Source organism: Pandoraea pulmonicola (assembly GCF_000815105.2).
GTDB classification, from domain to species: Bacteria; Pseudomonadota; Gammaproteobacteria; order Burkholderiales; family Burkholderiaceae; genus Pandoraea; species Pandoraea pulmonicola.
Genome location: NZ_CP010310.2, coordinates 870,963 through 890,096, shown reverse-complemented (window position 1 = coordinate 890,096; position 19,134 = coordinate 870,963). Strand labels below are relative to the sequence as shown.

6 protein-coding genes are annotated in these 19,134 nt (G+C 62.3%); all 6 read right to left on the bottom strand.

Features of this window, described 5'->3' with window-relative positions; all coding sequences use genetic code 11:
* Positions 1–90: 90 nt before the first annotated feature.
* The 6 genes from RO07_RS03920 to RO07_RS03885 all read right to left on the bottom strand — a co-directional run bounded on the left by RO07_RS03920 (position 91) and on the right by RO07_RS03885 (position 18,802).
* Positions 91–465, bottom strand: coding sequence for a hypothetical protein (locus tag RO07_RS03920; protein ID WP_039408186.1), 375 nt, complete (start codon positions 463–465; stop codon positions 91–93).
* A gap of 674 nt (positions 466–1,139) precedes the next feature.
* Positions 1,140–1,382, bottom strand: a complete 243-nt coding sequence (locus tag RO07_RS03910; RefSeq protein ID WP_072636944.1) for an Imm74 family immunity protein — start codon at positions 1,380–1,382, stop codon at positions 1,140–1,142.
* 536 nt (positions 1,383–1,918) lie between these two features.
* Positions 1,919–13,921 (bottom strand): beta strand repeat-containing protein, encoded by a 12,003-nt coding sequence (locus tag RO07_RS03900; protein WP_084072429.1) that lies wholly within the window; start codon positions 13,919–13,921, stop codon positions 1,919–1,921.
* A 63-nt stretch (positions 13,922–13,984) separates the two neighbouring features.
* Complete coding sequence (locus RO07_RS03895) at positions 13,985–14,893, bottom strand: peptidylprolyl isomerase (RefSeq protein ID WP_039408182.1); 909 nt, start codon at positions 14,891–14,893, stop codon at positions 13,985–13,987.
* Between the two features lie 67 nt (positions 14,894–14,960).
* Positions 14,961–16,775 carry a ShlB/FhaC/HecB family hemolysin secretion/activation protein gene (locus RO07_RS03890; protein WP_039408181.1) on the bottom strand — a complete coding sequence of 605 codons (1,815 nt, stop codon included), beginning with the start codon at positions 16,773–16,775 and terminating at the stop codon, positions 14,961–14,963.
* Entirely contained in the window at positions 16,772–18,802 is a 2,031-nt protein-coding gene (locus RO07_RS03885) for a filamentous hemagglutinin N-terminal domain-containing protein (protein ID WP_237171372.1), read from the bottom strand. The genes RO07_RS03890 and RO07_RS03885 overlap by 4 nt, the downstream gene beginning before the upstream one ends.
* Positions 18,803–19,134 lie beyond the last annotated feature (332 nt).

Sequence of the window (19,134 nt, the reverse complement as noted above, 5' to 3'; positions counted from 1 at the left end):
TCTATAAGCACCTGCTCAACAGCTCTTGCGTCGGCTCGTGGGAGCCCTTCAAGGCCAATTTCTGAGAGCGCTTAACACGCCACACTGAAGTCATCGCTTATCGTTTTCAGGAAGCCACCCTTCCTCAATTCTCTCTACAAGTAAGGTATCGTTCCATGCCCCTCGTATCGGCAGCTTTCGTATTTCGTCGGTCAAAGCCCCAACTTCCCACTCCCTGTTGCCGTCCCACAACCACCACGAGGCGACCTTTTTCGTCGCCGGATCAACAATCCCAGTTCGGAAATTCGGCGGCGTTACTGAGTGCTCAGGAATCATACAATTCTTTACTTTCCGAATGATCCCACGCTTCTCTGCCATCGAAACGGGGAAGAAAATCCAGAAATTGGTGCGAATTTTCACCAACTCGTCCAGATTATCCGGAAGCTCCTGAAATGTTCCAGGGAGCACTCGAATGAGCATCCCCATAGGAGACATTCTCCCAAAAAACTGAAAATACGAATTCCCTTTTTTGTTGAAATCTCGAGCACATCACCAATTTTAATCACTTCTTAAAATCCAGATATCCAATAGATTTCAACATATCCGACAATTTTTTATATATTCGGCATAAACGGGATTGGCCTTCGATATGCTATCTATCTTATTCATTAAATCCCCACCATTTTTACTCAAATCAACGACGCCGGGAGGTTCTTGAGCAGGACTTGCGGCGAAACCGGATCAAGCGTCGCGCTCACCCCGCCCACAACGTAACTCGGGCCACCTTGAGTGCCCGTCGTACCCGTAAGAATCGAAGACGTCGCACCACCCAGCCCAACGGGAATCGTCAGATTCAGACCGCCGGTGGCGGGCGCCAGGCTGGTCACCTGCGGTGGATTGCCCACTTGTGGCGTGTACGTGTTCGCCGCCGTGATGCCGTTGATCAGGCTTGTTGAAGGTCAAATCACTGCTTTGAGTGATCGAAACTTTGCGCTGAAAAAACATGAACGACGCCGCGTTGGGGCTTTAGTCCCGTACCTCGTTAGCAACGGAACTTCCCGTAGCAGATTTTTGTGGTGCGGGCAGATCCCCCCTTCACTTCCAATCGAACCTCTTCCAAACAAGGGTTAAATCATCAAACCCTTTTCTCCATTCCGAGACTACTCAACTTCAATCGTATGCCCCCCGCTGGAAAATTCACATTTTATCTCTTCGAGTATGAGTTTTTTCTCCGAAGAAGTAATTTCTATATCCTGATTAGGGGAATCCCAAGTTTTTATGGCATCCGAATAAACAACAAATCCAATTTTATCTCCACCAGGAAAGAACATCTCCCCCTGAACAGTTACAACGCGCCCCATCAGTTTTACGGAAATATGCCCGCGAGATACTTCGACAACCATTACTTCCCCCTATAATTTCACGGACTTGGTCGTTTGCGTTGCAATGATATATTAAGGCTGGACCATCTGCGGATGGTAGTCGGGTCGATTCATCATAAAGGCTTAATACCTAGCCGATGGCATCCACATTGATGGCGAATATCTCGCCGTCAATGTCAAGCCGACAACCATCGATCAATATCACGGACATATCATCTAACCTCAGCCCGAGGTCCCCACGAAACCTATAGGAAAACTCGCTGCCGCAGTGCGGGCATTTCACATTACTCCAGAGAGAATACTTAGATATACCGCCCGGAATTTCTCTCAAAAAATTATCAATGGCAGCCAGAATCTCTGTTTCGTCTTTGCCGCACTTCCTTAACTCAATGATTCTCTGAAACCATTGCGTTCTGACTAATACATCGTTATTTTCGGTAGCATAAAAATGCAAATGAGGCCCGCTCATGCCAGACAACCACGAATATGCCACGTTTTCGCTACAGATTGGACACGACACGACTTTCCCTGGAAAACTACGATTTTTAATCATATTCCTATTTGACCTTCACAATGATCTGTCGAATGCCTTCACTACCGGCGCTTGGGATCGAATCAATGACTAGTTCCTGGCCTCCGCCCGGTAGGCCTTTTCCTCCGCCCAAGAAGAGGTCATTGCCTGACAGAGGCGAGCGAGGTGCTCTAGCATTTACATCGCTTACAATCGACAATAAGTTTGTAGCCCCCAGTGATCCAGGATTCAGCCCAAGTGCACTTTCAAGCGTTGTCGCCTGAGCCCGAGAAATGGTCACCTCCTTAGCAGCTAAGTTTATTGGACCGATTACCGATTCAATGCTCGAGAGCGGAGTTACGAACGTACCATTCGCTCCAATAAATCGATAGGTATTAGCGGTTGGCATGGGTGTGATATTCGCCCCCGTATTGAACACCCATTCCGCAGGCGAAGATGTACCTGTCGGTCCGCTCGCTGGTCTTACGATCGTAGCCGTACCGAACGAGCCAATTCCGGCACCGACTCCCTCAAGAGACATCCCCAAGTTAGCAGCAAGGATGGCTTGCTCTACAGAACCGCCTCCATAAAGGACGGCACCTGACAGCATAGCGCCCACGGGGCTCGTTAACTGGGCGTCCAACAATACAGCTCTCGCCTGAGCATCTAATGAAAGTATCCGAGAATCGCCACTAGAGAATGCATAAACACGGCCATTCGGCGCGGTCCAAACTTCGTTGCCGTTAGCCGCTGCTTCAGCCTTCGCGACGAGGCATGCGCCTGACTCTCCATTTGCGCAAGCGCGGTTCAGCTCTATATCGCGCTGATTCGAGGTGTACGCCAAAGCTCTAGCAATCCCGCAACTTTGTGCGTCTGTACCGCCGCTCGCGAAACATGCCGCGTTCGCTAACTTGAACCTCTCGGCCTCGGAGGGCCTATTAAATGCCTCGTTCTTGTGCTTCAGCCAGTTGTTTTGTGTCTCGTTCTCGGCGGCTGTCTGTGCGGCTAAGGCATCTTGCCCCAGCGCGCCCGCGACCAGCGCTCCCGCCAAGCCAATGAACCCGACGTGAAGTTCCGGGGGCAGTATTTGTCCTGGATCGAGGACTGCGTTCAATGCAAAGCCGATCGCACCTCCAAGGGCACCGCCGATGCATCCGTTTCCTGCCGCCGCAGCACCAGCACAACCCAACAGTCCATGCGCCGCCATCGCCGCGAACGCTGCACCATTTTCACCTAGCGCCTGGCTCAGACCGTTCTTCGCGTCGCCAATCTGGAACGCCAGCGCCGCGCCCAGATTGCTGATTCCGCTCGCCTTCAACGCATCCAGGAAACTCCCGCCCTGAATCGTCGACTGCACTCCTGCTTGAATCACCGACTGGCCCAGAATTGCCAAGCCTTGCGTCGCCAGCTTCTCAGCCGTCGTCGCAGCCGCCTGACTCACCGCGCCATCGACAAACGTCGGCTTCACACCGGCGAGGCTGCTCAGGCTGTTCGCCGAACCTCCCGCGGTCGTGAACCCGAGTCCATCTGCATTCGAGTAGGTGATCCCGTTGAGCAGTCCGGCAGTGAGCGCCGACGACAAGCCTGTCGTCATTACCGAGCCGAAGTTCACCGTGCCAGTCGTCACAAGCTGCGTGAACGTGGAACTCGTCATGCTCGCGAGCGCCGCAGTCACCATGACGTTACCCAGCCCGGCAGCCGTCGCACTCGCCCCCGTGCCCGCCGCTGCCGCGAAAAACGTTCCCGCTGATGCGCTCGCGAGATTGCCCACCATCGCCGAGAACATCGGGGCCGCCGCCATGGCGAACATGGCCGAGACCATGATCATCCCAATCTGCTGAATCCCGAAGCTCCCACCCTGCTTGACGAACTCCGTATGCAGATCGTTTTGCAGCGTCTGCTGCAGGAAGTTCTCTCCCAGTTGCGCCGAGACACCGGCAATGAACGCCTGCGTCGCCGCATGGTCGATCTGGCCGTTCGGGTCCAGCAAGGCCAGCATCCCGCCGATCTGGTTGAACTGGTCGACGTTCAGCGTCAGCCCGCCCGCCGCCGCGCTCATGAAGCCCCCCGGCTGCACCACCGTGCCGGTCGTCTTCAGATACCCCGTGTCCTTGATGTAGCTCCACAGCTCGCCCACGTCGACCACGTTGGCGCGATTCGTCAGCGTCCCCGTATTCACCGTCAGCGTGCCGCCCGACGTGATCGAACCCGTGTTCAGTACGCTGCCACCCGTCGCCGTGCTGCCGAAGTTCAGCGACAGGTCGTTGCTCGCCAGAATCTGACCACCCGCCGACAGCGCCGTGAAGTTCTCCGGCAAGTACACCTGCGGCATGAGCGCCGTCACCGTCGGGCATTTCGCGTTACCCGTCGCCTTGCACCCCGGCTCCGACACGGTTTGCTCCACGTACCAAAGCATCGGCTGCGACAGACCGCTGATCTGCGCCTGTGTCAGCGCTTGCCCCAACTGAATGTTGTTTGCCTTCGCGTACTCCACCGCATTGCCGTACAGCACGAGCTTTTGCTGGTCGAGCACCGTCAGTTGCGACGTGCTGTCCGTCGACAAGCCGTTGATGAAGCTCGCCTTGCCCGTCTGCATCAGGGCCGCTTGCTGGAGTTGAATCGCCTCTTGCTGCGGCGAGAAATAGAACGTCGTCGTGCTCGGTTGCAACGACGCTGGTAGGTTTTTGAGCAGGACTTGCGGCGAAACCGGATCAAGCGTCGCGCTCAACCCGCCCACGACGTAACTCGGGCCACCTTGAGTGCCCGTCGTACCCGTAAGAATCGAAGACGTCGCACCACCCAGCCCAACGGGAATCGTCAGATTCAGACCGCCGTTGGCGGGCGCCAGGCTGATCACCTGCGGTGGATTGCCCACTTGTGGCGTGTACGTGTTCGCCGTCGTGATGCCGTTGATCAAACTCGTACCGGTGAGCGACACCGACTGCCCGATCACGTTGCCCACGTTGACGATCTGCCCCCCGGAGGTGACCGTCAGGTTCGGCGCCTGAATCGTCGCGGCGATATTGCCCACGGGCGTCGGCGGGTTGATGACTCCGCCCACGCTGGTGTATGCGTCGCCATACAACGACGTACACTCCGCCGCGCTGCCGCAGCTCCACACGTCGTGGCGCTTGTCGTCCGAGAACATCCCCGTCTCTTGGACCCAGTGCGAATGCCAATAGGCGTTGAGCGTCTGCGCCGTGTTGACGACCGGACCGCTGACATTGATCGTCGCGTTCAAACCCGCCGTGATCAGACTGCCGACGTTGGTCAGCGACCCGGCATTGATGGTGAGATTGTTCCCCGCGCCAATGATCGACGAATTGCCCGATTGTTGATCGACGTACGCCTCGCAGTAGCTCTCCTTGTAGCCGCCCGCCGTCATGCAGCCCGAGTACTTCTCCAACTTGCCGTAGTTCTCGTGCACCTTCACCGGTGGCGGCAACGTGTTGGTGATGCCGCCGGCAACGTTCAGCGTCAGGTTGTTGCCGGCCAGGATGTTGCCCGACGTGTTGGTGAGCGACTCGGCAGCCGTCGCTCCCGTGGCCGACGACCCCACGCCACCGATCACCAGATCGTGCCCGGCAATGAGGTCGCCGTACTTGTTGGTGATCGTGCCCGCCGCAATCGTGAGATTGTTCCCCGCGATGATCGCGGCGTTGTTCTGCGCGTAAGTAAAGCTCGTCGTGTCGGGGTTCTGTCCCCGGACATCATTGCCTCGGTAGCAGGCCGCATTGCTCGTGCCGGGGGCACACCCTGCCTGCGACGTGAACTGCTGCGTGTTGCCGCCCTGGTTCGTCACACTCGCGGCAAAGATGTTGACGTTGTTCTGGGCATAGATCATGCCCTCGTTCACCAGATTGCCGCCGTACAGGTTGAGTGTGTTGGCGGCGGTGATCAGGCCGAGAGACGTCGACCAGGAAATCGTCGAGGTGGAAGTCGGCGCAGCCCCGCCTGTCGCGATATTGAATGAAACCAGTTGGTGTGCTTGTTGCTGATCGGCCCACGACTCGTTCTGATACGCCGGCACTTCAATCGCGCCGAGCGACGCGAGCTGCGCAAGAAACGCCGAGTATTGCCCTTGGTCCACCGCATTGATTACGGTACTGGTTGTCGTTGGCGACAGGGCGCCATTAGCCAGCGAACCCACGTTGAGCGTCATGTTGCGGCCTGCCGCAATCTGACCGCCCTTATTCGACAAACTCGAAGCAGTGATCGATACGTCGCCGCCAGCAATCATCACGCCTGCGGCTCCCATCTGCGCCACGGTGGAAGTCTGATTCACCGTCGGCAAAGCGATGGCGACGGACGCCAACGCCCCCGGCATCGGCGCAGCGCTCATCCGCCAATAGTCATAATCGACGGGGTTGTCTCCCACCATTCGGGCGCCCCGGAACTTGTTCATGTAGAACGTTCCGGAACCCGTTACAGGCGCCCCGACCCCTACGCTGCACCCCCGCGTCCCGAGCAGAATGCCGCAGCGGTCGCCCGTCCATGGATCGATGTCTGCCGGCTTGCCCTCCATCGTGACGCCAGTGGGCGAGAGAAGATCGCCGATCGTCGCCGTATTCGATACACGCATCCATTTCCAGGTGGCGTCGCCTTCCCCGCCCATCCCGGCTGCCCAGTCGATGACGCTGGAGTTCCGGGTCCCAATGACAGCACTCCAGATCAAACTTGGATCGACGACCGTCGTCGTGGTGCTGACCAACCCCGCCCCCGCCGCCTGATCGTTAATCACCGACCCGGCGTTCACCGTCAGGTTGTTCCCCGCGATGATCGTGCCGCCGATGTTGTTCAATTGTCCCGGCAGCGTGAACGTGATGTTGCCTGCCGCCTGCGTTTTCGCGCCTACGTTGGTGAAGTTGCCGCCGGTCGCCGACAGATTGCGCTCGGCTTCGAGCAGACCGCTGTTGACGACGTCGCCCGTCATCGAGAGATCGCGTCCGGCGTGGATCGACGCTCCAGCGCCGTTGACAAGCGCCGCGTTCACCGTCACATCGCTTGCCCCCACGATGTTGCCGGTGTTCGTGAACCAGCCATTGCTCGCGAGCGTGAGCGCCCCGTTGCTCTGCAACGTTCCGCTGTTGGTAAACGATGTCAGACCGGTGAGCACCGTGTTGAGCGAACCGATCTGCAACGTACCCGAGTTGGTGATGGCATTGGCCGTAATCGACAACGTGCTGCCCGCCTGCAACGCACCACCGGTCGCGTCGAACACAGCCGAGCGCATCAACGCCGACAGATCGCGCGTCGCCGCCAATTCGCCGCCTGCGTTCGTGACCGTGCCGCTACCGTTCACCGTCAGCGAAAGGTCAGCGCTCGACGGTGTGGCCTTCGTCACGTCGCCTGCCAGAACCATGCCGCCGTTGTTGTTCAAACCGCCGACGTTGAGGGTCACGCCGTTCGCGCCGAGCACCGTCCCTGCGTTGGTCAATACCCCGCCGGCCGTGACCGAAGTCGTACTGCCGTTCATCAAACCGGCGTTCGAGACGTTGCCCGTCGCCGATAACGTCAGCGCGCCAGTCGTGGCGATCTGCCCGCCCGCCAGATTGGTGATGCTGCCAGCTCCGATCGACAACGGACCGCCGCTCAGCACCGACGAACCCGCCGTGTTGACATACACGCCGTTGCCGGCGTTGAACGTGCTCGCGCCGTTGATCATCGCCAGACCATAGGTCGAGATCGATTCCGATGCGGTAACATCCAGCCCGCCGCCGACGACCATACCGCCCGTGTACACGCGCGCGGCGCTCAAATGCGCGTCTTTCGTCAAATACAGTTGGCCGAGGCTTGCGTCGAGTGCATTGGTTGCGCGCGCGGTGAAGGACTTCGACGCGGTGGTGACGCCCGCGATGACGACATTGCCGCCGTTGAGCGTCATGTCGCCAACCACGGTGTTGGTACCGCCCATCGTCAGCGTCTGTCCAGCGCGCAGCGCAACGGCGTCGTTGCCGGAAATCCCGGCGACGGTCAGACTGCCGGTCTGCGCGGTGAGCGTCATCGCGCCCATGCTGGAAACGCTCTGCAATGCCGTCAGATTCCTGGCAGCCGTGAGATCGAGCGGGCCGCCGACAAGTACCTTGCCCAGCGTCAGGCTGCCCGCCGCGCTCGTCACCGAGGCCTTGCCGATCGACGTCAACGCCCCCAGCACGGCATCGTTCTGCGACTGGACCGTCAGCGCACCCGCCGTGTCGATGCTGGCCAACGACAACTTTCCGGCCGACGTCACGCTGATATCCTTGCCAAACGTCAGCGCGCCAGTATCGCTGGTACCGCCGGTAACGTCGCCCCCTGAGCGCAGCGTCGCCGCGCCCTTGCCGAGCAAATGACCGGTAAGCGTCATGCCCTCACCGGAGGTCAGCGCCGTGTCGCCGTTGATCTGCCCTCCGGCGATGGCCAGCGCGGAACCCGCCGTCGCCGTGAAATTCTGGATGGCCGTGATCGGCCCCGACAGCGAGAGATTGCCTTGCGCCGCATTGAGCACGATGTTCTGATTCGCCGACAGTGCCCCGCCGACGCTCAGGTTGCGCATTGCATCGACGGTGACACCGTCGCCCGCCGTGACGGCACCGCCGACATTCGCATCGCGACCCGCCGTAATCGTCAGCCCCTTGCCCGTATTCACGTCGCCCACGACGCGGACATCCCCCGCACCGCTTGCCGTCAGCGTCGCGGATTCGCCAGCCTGAACGGAGCCGGCGAGCAAGTCGCCTGTGGCGGACATGGTCACCGTCTTGCCCGCCGCGACCATTCCCGTGATCGCGGTCGCACCGCCGGATGTGGTCGAGAGACCGCCGTTGCCGAACGTCAGCGACGTCGCGCCCAGATTGCCGCCGGCCTTCAACACACCAGCGGACGCATCAGCCAGTACGCTGCGGACATTGCCCAGGGCCATATCGCCGCCGGCAGTCAATCGCAAAGCTCCATTGGCCGTGGTGTCGCCTTGCATCGTCAAGGCCTTTCCAGCGTTGGCGCTCAGATCGCCTTGCGCGCCTGCGTTGCCCGTCGAGATCGCGCCGTTGTCGGCGGTAAGCGTGAGATTGCGCTCCGACGCCGTGTCTCCTTTGAGACGGATGTCCCCGCTTCCCGCTGAAATCGTGACGTCACCGCCCCCGACGGTCTTGCCGGTCACCGCAACGTCGCGCGCGCCCGTCAGGGCCAATGTGCCGAGTGCAACAGCATCACCGCCTACGACAACGTCGCCACCACTCATTTGGCCATCCGCGGTGATGCTCAGCGACTTCGTCGCCTGAACGTTGTTGAGCCCGGCGTCGTTCGCCGCGTGCACCGATACGTTCTGACCGCTCAGTGCACCGGTCAGCGCAGTGTTGCGCCCCGCGCTCAGCGTAACGTCGCCACCGAAGCTCGCTGTGCCGGAACCGTTGATGTCGTTGCCGGCTTGCACCGTGCCGACGCCTTGCACGCCGATGAGCCCAGCCAGCGAGATATCCTTGGCCGCGGACGCCTGCAAGTCCCCCTGAATACTCATCTTGCCGCCAAGGATCGCGTTCGCCGCGCTTGTCGCGAGCAACGCACCCGCGGTCGTCACTTCGCCCGCAATGGCGAGATCGCCTGTACGCGTGAACAAGGACAGGTCTTTCAGCGCAATCGCAGAACCGGTGAGCGACAGGTTGCGCTGCGCCACAAGGTCGCACGCAACGCCGCAAGCCAGGCTGCCGGCCACCGTCATGTCCCGTGCGGCCGTGGCCGCAAAGGCGTTGGGTGACGACACCGCACCGTTGAACACGATATCGCCCGCACCGCCCAAGGCCCCGGCGGTACCGGTCGTCGCGACACTGACGCCCGCTGCCGAATTGAGTGCGCCGAGTGTTGCGTTGCCGCCCGCGGCGACATCGATGCCGTTCGCCTGCACACTGCCCGTGAGCCTGGTATCGCCAGCCGAGCTTAGCGTTGCCGCCCCCGTGAAGACTGCCTTGCCGGTGCTGTCGCCGGAGTCCAGCAGCGTGCGACCGGCCGTCAGATGTGCGTTCACGCCGACGAGCACCGCTCCAAGTTGCAGATCGCGCCCGGCGTTCGCCCTGATGTCGCCAAGCGCGCTCGTCGACGCGCCAAACACGACGTCCTGCTCGGCGTCGACGAACAGATTCGCGCCTCCGCTGATGCCGCCGCTCGCGCGCACGCTCCCGGTCTGGGCCGTGAGGCGCGCGTCGCCAACCGACTGAATGGCCCCATCGACAACGACGTTCCGCTGTGCGACGAGCGTCGTCGAAGCGCCGCCCCCCAACGTCCCCGCGACGGCAATATCGCGCGCCGCCTGCACAGACACCGAGCCCGGCGCGCCCACGTTCCCGTTGATGTTGACGTCCCCCCCGCCGGCGAGTCCCCTGGCCGCCAGCGCCATGGCCGCCGTCGACTCGGCGTTCTTGACGTTCAACGTGTTGCCGGCCGTGATCGTCAGACCGCCGCCTTGCAGCAATCCGCTGTGGTTCACGTCGCGTCCGGCCGTCGCGTCCAACAGCCCCGTGAACGACGCGGTGCCTGCGCCCGCCACGTCACGGCCAGCATCGACGCGACCTGCGCCTTGCCCACTCAGCGTCCCCGAGAGAATCACATCGCGTCCCGCCGTCAGCGCCGTATCGCCGGCTACCGCGCTCTGCCCGGCCATCGTCACATCGTTGCCCGCCGAGGCGCCCAAACGGTTGCCGACACCGAGCGTGCCCACCTGGGTCACATTCCCCTCGGTCGCGGCCAGGGTGACGTCCTTGGCGCCTTGCACGGTGCCGGTGATGTTGACGTTGCGCGCAGCGCTTAGCGTCGCGTTGTCGCCGCTCGCGAGCGTGCCCGCAACGCTTACATCGCGGGCTGCCGCCACGTCGACGCCTCCCACCACCTTCGATGTCCCGTTGAGTGTGACGTCGCCACCGCCGGCATTGCCCGTCGCAGCGATATCGAGTCGGCCGTTGGAAGTCACGTTCGACACCGTGGCGCTGTTCCCCGCACTCACCCGCACGCCATTGCCCTGCAGCACGCCGGACAGCGCGACGTCGCGACCCGCGTTGAGCGTAGCCCTATCGGCAAACGCCGAGGCTCCCGCTCCGGTGATGTCCCGCCCTGCCCGCAGGCTTCCCGCCAAACCCACGAGTGCGCCGTTGAGCGCAATGTCCTGCCCCGCGGCGACCGAAGCGTTGCCGATGGCACTCGTCTGCGGCCCGCCCAATGTCACCGTTTGTCCGGCGATGAGCGCCAACTGGCTGTTGGTGCTCAGATCGGCCGTGGTGCTCAGATTGCCCGTGGTCGCGGTAACGGCGACGTCGCTCACCGCGGTGACACCACCGTCTATCGTCACGTTGCGCTGCCCGGAGACGGTAAGCTTGTCGTTGGCTGCGATTTTTCCCGTGCCGGCGATGGCAACGTCGCGCGTCGCGTCTAAGGTCGCGGCGCCGAAAGACGCTATCGGTCCCGACACACGAATATCGCCGCTGCCGGCGAGGCCCTTCGCCACCACGTCAAGCGTGCCGCTGGTCTGAATGTCGCCGAGCGTGACATCGTTGGCGCCGACCACCACGAGATTCGCCGTTTGCAGCTTGCCGACGAGCACGGCATTGCCGCCGGATGTGAGCCGAGCGTTGCCGAGGAAGTGGGCACCGCCGTCGATATTGAGATCCCCGGTGGCATCGAGCGTCCCTTCGCGCTGCCCCGAGACGTTGCCCGACACGCGCAGATCGCCGCCCGACTGCATCGTGACGGCGCCCGCCGCCGTGGCGCTTCCAGCGACAACGAGCGCACTGCCGGCATTGGCTGTGAGGTCCGCACTCGCTTCGATCGTGCCGGGCACCGTCAGCGTGTTGCCTGCGGTCACCGACAGCGCCTTCGCTGTACCGGCAGTTTGCAAGGTGCCCGTGACGCCGACGTTGCGCGCAGCATCGAGCGTTAGCGCGTCGGCCCCGGCGGTAGTGCCGCGGACGAGGATGTCACGCGCGGCGGAGAGCGCGGCCGCCCCGTAGAAGGAGTCCTTGCCGAGCAGAGCGATATCGCCACCACCCGTGTTCCCGAGCGCACGCAGCGATGCGTTGCCGGTACTTTGCACATCATTGAGCGAAATGCCGTTGGCGGCTTCGACGTCCAATCCTCCGGCGAGCAGTGCGCCGCTCAGCGAAATGTCCCGCCCCGCGCGCAGGGATGCGTTCGTGCCGAACGCGAGCTTTCCCTTGCCTGTAACGTCGGTCCCCGCGCGCAGGTCGGCATCGCTTTGCCCCAGCAGTGTGCCATCGACGTTCAAGACGCCACCGGCTGCAAGGCGCGCGGTACCGGTGGAAGCCACGTCGCCCTGCACGTCGAGACCGCGGTCCGACGCCATCGTCAGTTGCCCGCCCGACGCCAACGTTCCGTCGACGCGCGCTTCCCCGGCCGTTCGCGTGGCGACGTCACCATGCCCGGTCATACGTGCGCCCTGCGCAATCTGGAAGTCACCGCCCGTCGTGATCGACACATTGCCGGACGCGCCAGTACTGTTGGTCACGAAGAGGCCGCGCGCGGCATTCGCCACCAGCGCACCGCCGACCGTCGTCGGGCCGGTCAGCCGAATGTCGCCTTGCAGGACATCCTGCGTCGATAGCGACAGGTCGCCGCCAATCTGCGCGTCCTTGAGCACCAGCGCCTTGCCCGACGTCAGTGTCGCGCTCTCGTTGGCCTGGGCGTTGGCGAGCTTGAGGCTGCCGCCCGAGCGAATGTCGAGCGCCTTGCCCGATTGCACAACGCCGGTCGACGCAATGTCACCCGTCGCGGTCAATTGATAGCCCGTTTCGCCCAGCCCCGTGCCGGAAAGTGCGGCATTGCCCGCGCTGGTCATCTGGACCCGCTGTTGCGCCGCGTGATTGGCAACGGTGAGATCGCCTCCGGACGTGATCGTGAGGTCGCCCGTCGTCGATGCAAGATCGCCAGCCATGCGCACGCCAAGCCCGGCCGTCGTGCCGATGACCTGGATCTGGCCGGCGGTCATGGCGCCGAAACGCGTGGCGTCGATGGCAATCGCCTGCGGACTGCCCGCGACGCCCTGTACCGCCTGCGCCGTGTTTGCGACGCCGTTTGCCGCCGTCACGTAGCGCGTGCCCGTGCCGTCCACCGAGCCGGTCAGCACTTGCTGATTGCCGGTGACCACGTTGATGCGCGTGCCGGCGTAGAGGGGCGCGTTCACCCCAACCGTCTGACCGATCAGGTCAATGGCACCGACCGTGCCCTCAATGCCACTGCCCGGGCCGGTCACGCCGGGATTGCCTTCCAGTTGAATGTGCCCGCCGACAACGTTGTACCCGAGCGCGGCACCGTGCGCGAAGTCGGTCAGCGTGCCGCCCGGTCCCGTCAGGAATTGCGGCGTGCCGGTGGTGAGCGTCACACCTATCGTGTTGGTGAATCCGGCGCCGCGCACCGAAATCCCGTTCGGGTTCGCAACGATTACCGTGGCGGGCGCGCCGAACACTTCGAGCGGGCCAATGAGCGCACTGGCGTACGCGCTGCCCGACGACGTCACCTGGTTGACGATGGTGCTTGCCGTGCGCCCCGAAAGATTGGGGTTGGCGGCAATCGCCCCGCCGTTGAGCGAGGTCCCGTTGAGCAGACTGTTGTTGAGAATCAGCCCGGCGGCGTCGACGTTGAAGCTCTGGTATTGGTTGAGCGAGATGCCGGCAGCGTTGGGCGCCGTGATGTTGACGACCGGAATGCCGTTGCCGCTGGTCGTGATCTTCGGCGCAAAGACGACGGGGGCCGTCGGGTCCGTAATCGGCGCGGCCGAGGCCGTCTGCATCCCCACGTGAACGCGAAGCGTGGCCAGCGAGCGCATGACCGCCAACGCCGTTTCGTCGAAGCCCGACGGATTCGCAGCCAATTCGCGCGCCGCTGAGCGGCTCAGTTCAAACGTCACCGAGACAGGACTGACGAGCAGCGTCAATGCCACACCCGCGGCGATCGCGCGCTGCCACCATTGGATCGAAGGGGTATGCGCAATGCATGCGTCACCTGCGGCGCCGGTCTCCATCGATCGACGCGCGCTATCTCCGGTTGCGACGAAACCCCGCGAAGGTGTCTTCATGTCCTGCCCTGTGTATGTTTGTGTCGTCCGTACCAAGCCGTCATGCGACGGCGCCCCTGTGTATTACTGCTGGATTCGAGCGTTCTTCACGAGGTCGCCGATCAGCTGCGCGGTCGCCTTCTCCATGGAGATCTGTTCGAGTTGCTTGCGCAGCAGCGGCTCGCTCTCTTCGAACTTCGGAATCTGCGTGGCGCGCTTGTCGTCGATGCGCAGAATCCAGTACTGATCGCCGAGTTGCACCGGCTCGCTGGATATACCGCCCTTCGGCAACTTCACGAGCGCTTCTGCAATCGGCTGAGGCCAGTTCTGCGTGCTGCCGGCCGTGATCGGCGTCCTGAACGACACCCAGTTCAACTGGCCGCCCTGCGCCGCGTTCGGTCCGACGCTGTACTGACGCGCCAGCGCAGCGAATTCCCCGCCCTTCTTGAGTTGATCGAGCACAGTCTGTGCGGTGGCGGAATCACGTACCACGATGGCGCTCGAGCGGTACTCGTTCTCTCCCAGCGAGGCCACAACGGCGTCGTACTTCGCCCGGATCTCGGCTTCCGTGACCGGCGCAGCCTTGAGGTGCTCGCTCATGTAGGTGCGCGTCACGATCACGTTCTTCGCGGCGTCGAGAGCCGCCTGCACTTCAGGGCGCGTCTCGTAGTGCTGCTTGAGGGCCGCCTGCTTGAGCACCTCGTTGGCGATCAGCTGGCCCTTGAACATCTCGCGCAGTTGCGGGTTGTCCGGCTGGCCGCTGGCCTTGATCATGGCGTCGACCGACGCCTTCAGGATCGGCACGCCGTTGACGCTGGCCACGGCATCCGCAGGCAGAGGTTTCTGCGACGCCTTGGCATCCGCCTTCATTTCGGTCTTGGCGTCGGTCCTGGCCGATGTCGCGGACTTCGCCGCCGTCGCCGATGTCACCGCGGTGCCCAATGCCGCGCAAATGCCCGCGGCCATCCATACATGACTGAACTTCACTTTCATCGATATCTCTCCCGCAACGTTGGCGGACAACGCGAGGCGTACGCTCGCGCGCCCGCATTTTCAGAATTCATCCCGCCCAGTTGAGCGTGATGAGAACGACACTGCCCTTGGGGCCCATGGACGCCGGCTGCACCAACGCGCGGCCCGCCATCAATTCGCCTGAGAATGTCTGTCCCCGGAACTGCCATTGCGCCCGCACGCCGGCGCCCGCACCGATCAGCGTGGGCCAGCCGGCTTCGGCAACCAGATGCGCCTTGCCGCCGTCGACGAACACGTAGGGCTCCCAGCGCAAGCCTTGCCACACCGGCGCATTCGCCCACACCGCTTCGTTGCGAACATAGAAGCCGCTGTCGCCGGCAATGCCGCCTTGCATGAAGCCGCGCACCGAATCGGTGCCGCCCAGGAAAATCTGCGCGTTGCCGAAGAGCGCCACGGCGCTGTACTGCCCCGTGACGGTCGTGCGCCACGTCCAGTACGTCGGGCCGATCTGCGCGAGCAGCATCTGCACCGTGGCACTGGCGTCGAGCTTGGTGAACTGGGCGTGGGCGTCCTGCTTCTGAATGCCGTCGAAGTCCCGCGACGCATCGAACCACGGCAACCCTTGCGAAATGCCCAACGAAGCGGTGAACGCCCCTGGCTGGCCGCCGCGCGTGAAACGCCAAAGGCCGGAAACGCCAACGCGCAGGATCGTCAGGTCCTGTGGAGTCAGGGGAATGTCGTTGACGTCACGCTCGGTACTCAGGCGTGTGAGCGTGGCATCCAGGCTCACTCGCCCCGTCGATGAGCGTGTGAGCACACGGTTCCATCCGAAAATCTGGCTGAGCGTACGCCCGTAAAGCAGTGCCGTCCCGCCGATGATTTGCTGGTATTCCGAAAGCGCGGCCGTATAGCTGAACGTGTGATAGCCATATGGAACGGCAGCTGAGAGCACGAGCGCATTGCTGTCGCGCGTTCCTGTGTATGACAGGCTCAGCGACTCCTGAAACCCGAGCACGTTGCCCGCATCGATCGAAGCACGCGTGCGCCATCTGCCCGTTGTGGTGCTGCCGTAGTTGTCGAAGCCAAGGTTGTAGTTCAACCGGCTGCCGAACGGGTTCTGGATAGCGACGATGGACTCGCCCGCCCCTTGTCCGGGCAGTATCTGGATCTGAGCTTGATTGCGTCGCAACCGGTTGATCTGGTCGACGCCCTGCTCGAGGGCAGGTAAGTTGAGCACGTCGCCCACGGACGCCGGGAAGGCCCACGCGGTGCCGGCATCCGTCAGCAAACCTCCGCCGTCGCCCTTGGGTCTGTCTCCCGATGGACGCAACGCGCCACCATTGAGTGTGAAGCCACCGATGCGTCCCGCGACGATCGTGATTGCAAGCGTGCCCGACGAGAGATTCTGCGGGGTCGCGAGATAGGCGCGCGTCGTGATGAGACCGTTGGCAACGAAGGCCTCCGTCAGTCGCCTCAACAACAGATCGATACGGCGCCGACCGAGCGACTTGTGCAGGAACGGCGCGGAGATTCGATCGAGCTGCGATTGACTCAGAACGGTATCGCCCTTGTAGACGATATGGTCGATACGGAAGGTCGGCTCCGGGTCGGAGAGAGTCTCGATGTCGGCGTCGGCTGGCAGATCGGGGACTTGTGAGGCTGCGGAGGGTGCGACTTCGATTGGCGCAGGCTGCCGATCCAGTTCGCGCTGCAATTCGCGATTGCGTTGTTCGTCGAGCAAGCGCTGTGCAGGATCCTGCTGCGGCACGACGCTCGCGGGGAACGCGGTTGCGGCCGGCAGACCTGGAACGCTCTGTGCATGCGCATCGCGTGGCGTCCACGACGTCATGCACACGCATGCCATGGCCATGACGCCGGTCACGAGGAAACGGGAACGCCTCATAGCCCGAACCATGTGGTCAGTCCCAGGTGCGTGCCAATACGTACCGGCTCGCGATACGGCACGTACGCCGTTTCGATGCCCTGCGTGGCCCTCACTCCCTTCGCCCCGGAGATCACGCCTCCCTTTATCACGCCTCGTCCGGTGAGTGCCACTTCGCCGGAAGCGGCAGAGAAGAGCCCGCCATCGTTCTGTGCATAGATCGCCGCCCAGTGATTGCCGAACCATGCCTTGAGGCCTCGCGTGCCGTTAAACGCCGTGTAACCCATCAGCCCCTGCGCAGTGACGAGCGGCGCAACGATGCTCAGATCGCCGCCCCATGCGATGACATTGCCCCCGACGTTGCTGGCACTCTGTCCGGCGCTTAATGAAATGCCGCCGGCCGCCTGCATCTGGCCCCCATGGGAGGCGGTAGTGCTTGAAGCGGTTGCCCTGCAGAAGATGAAGCATGTGCGCCGATACGATGCCTGCCCGGTCATCACGGCCTGATTGACGAGGTCGCGTGCCGCGGCCACGCGAATGTCACCACCATTGGTCAGGACGGTGCCACCGACGTTGTAGACGTTGCGTCCGGAAATCGTGACGTTCCCTGCGTCCGCAATGATGTACGAGAGCTGCGTGGGTGCAGGAATAGCGCCATAGTCGACGGAGAAGCCTTCGTCTCGCGTCGAAAAGAGGAGCCAGCGGCGGCCGCTATTGGCATACGCGGTGGAAACACCACCGTTCGCTCCCTCGATGTGAGAAATGATGTTGCTGACGTCACCCTGTGCCTGAAGCGTCACAGACTGATTGGACTCGACACGCGCGTTGAGATTGACGATATCGCGCCCGGCGCGCACGACCACATCGTCGTTCACGCCGAAGATCACGCCAAAAGCGCCGCCAGGGTTGCTCGCATCCGACGTGTTGGTGACGGTGCCAGTTGCGTCAAGCGTGATTGCCCCTGTGGAGGACGCCAACGCGCGATCGCGGACGACGCCTTGAATCAGGCTGCTGACGTTCGTGATGTCGCCCTGGCTGCGAATCGAGACGCTGCTGCGTGACGACACCACCGTAGACTGGAGTGCGCCGACGTTCTGAACCAGCACGCCATGACTCGACAGATTGATGGAACCGCCCGTCAGGATCGAAGCGCCGCTTACGGTGGTCTGGCCGGACGCCTGCCAGGACAAATTGTTGGCGACATTGATCTTGCTCGACGGAGCGAGCATCACGTCGCCTGCGGACGACAGCGAGAAATCGCCGGCATTGGCCATCAGCGTGCCCGCATGCCGTACGCCCGCGCCGAGGTCCGTCGTCAGCAGTTGTATGCGTCCGGACGTGATGCTGCCGGCCGGCTCGATATCCAGGGCGATGGCATTGGGATTCGCCTGTTGCGCATTGGCTAGCGTCACCCAGTCGTTGTTGTTGTCGTCCGGCGAAAAGCTCGTGTTCAGCGATACCTTGCTGCTGCCGGCGATCACACGCACGTATGCGGTGGGGGACGAGAAGTCGTTCGTGATCGGTGCACCGACCTTGACGGTTTTGGCGATGAGTTCGAGGCCGATAAGCGTTCCGGCCAGGCCGCCTCCAGCGACCTCGATGGTGCCCCTGCCTGTATTTAGCACCACATTGCGCTGATACAGGCCAGGCGCTATGAGCACATCGCTGAACGAGACCTGCCCGGTGCTGAGCGCAACGTGGCCGGTGTTGACGAACGATCCGCCGTTGACAGTGATGCCGTTGGGGTTCGCGAGAACGACGTTTGCGCGCGGGCCAGCCACCGCAATCTGTCCTTGAATCAAGCTCGGCGCCGTTCCCGTCACTTCATTGACGATCGTGCGGGCGTTCACACCCGCGTTGTTCAACGTGGCGCCCGCCCGGTCGACGTTGAAGCTCGTATAGGTGTTGTGCGAAACGCCGTGGACGGGCGCAGCGATAGCCACGTTCTGGCGACCGTCGGCGCCAATGGTGACCGACGTCGCAGTCCCACCGTCCGGCACAATGCCCGCGGCATGGCAATACGCGGCCGTGGCGAGCGTTGTCGCCAAGCCGAACTTCACCCGCCATCGAATTCGTTGGTACCGCTGAATCCCCGAACTACGCTGTGTTTGCCCACGAGTCTCGCCTGCCAACAACGAAACTTCGTGTGTTGATCGCCAAGGCATCTGATCTTTCGTTTTACTTTTAGTACTGCGTCGCACTATTCGGAAGCCGCCCAGCCGCGGCGCAATGCCCGTGGCGTGACGTTCCCCGCACGACAACTTGCGCGCCGGCTATCGTGGTGTGCCAGCTTCGCGCAAAATCCCGCGCCCTCCGAATTCCTAGCTGATGAGAACCAGCCCAGACAGAGCATTACGGAACGGCATTCGACTTTCTTTAG

Excerpts from the sequence above, each read along its gene's own strand:
- RO07_RS03900 (WP_084072429.1), bottom strand. The coding sequence starts at position 13,921 with ATGAAGACACCTTCGCGGGGTTTCGTCGCAACCGGAGATAGCGCGCGT.
- RO07_RS03895 (WP_039408182.1), bottom strand. The coding sequence starts at position 14,893 with ATGAAAGTGAAGTTCAGTCATGTATGGATGGCCGCGGGCATTTGCGCG.
- RO07_RS03910 (WP_072636944.1), bottom strand. The coding sequence starts at position 1,382 with ATGGTTGTCGAAGTATCTCGCGGGCATATTTCCGTAAAACTGATGGGG.
- RO07_RS03920 (WP_039408186.1), bottom strand. The coding sequence starts at position 465 with ATGGGGATGCTCATTCGAGTGCTCCCTGGAACATTTCAGGAGCTTCCG.
- RO07_RS03890 (WP_039408181.1), bottom strand. The coding sequence starts at position 16,775 with ATGAGGCGTTCCCGTTTCCTCGTGACCGGCGTCATGGCCATGGCATGC.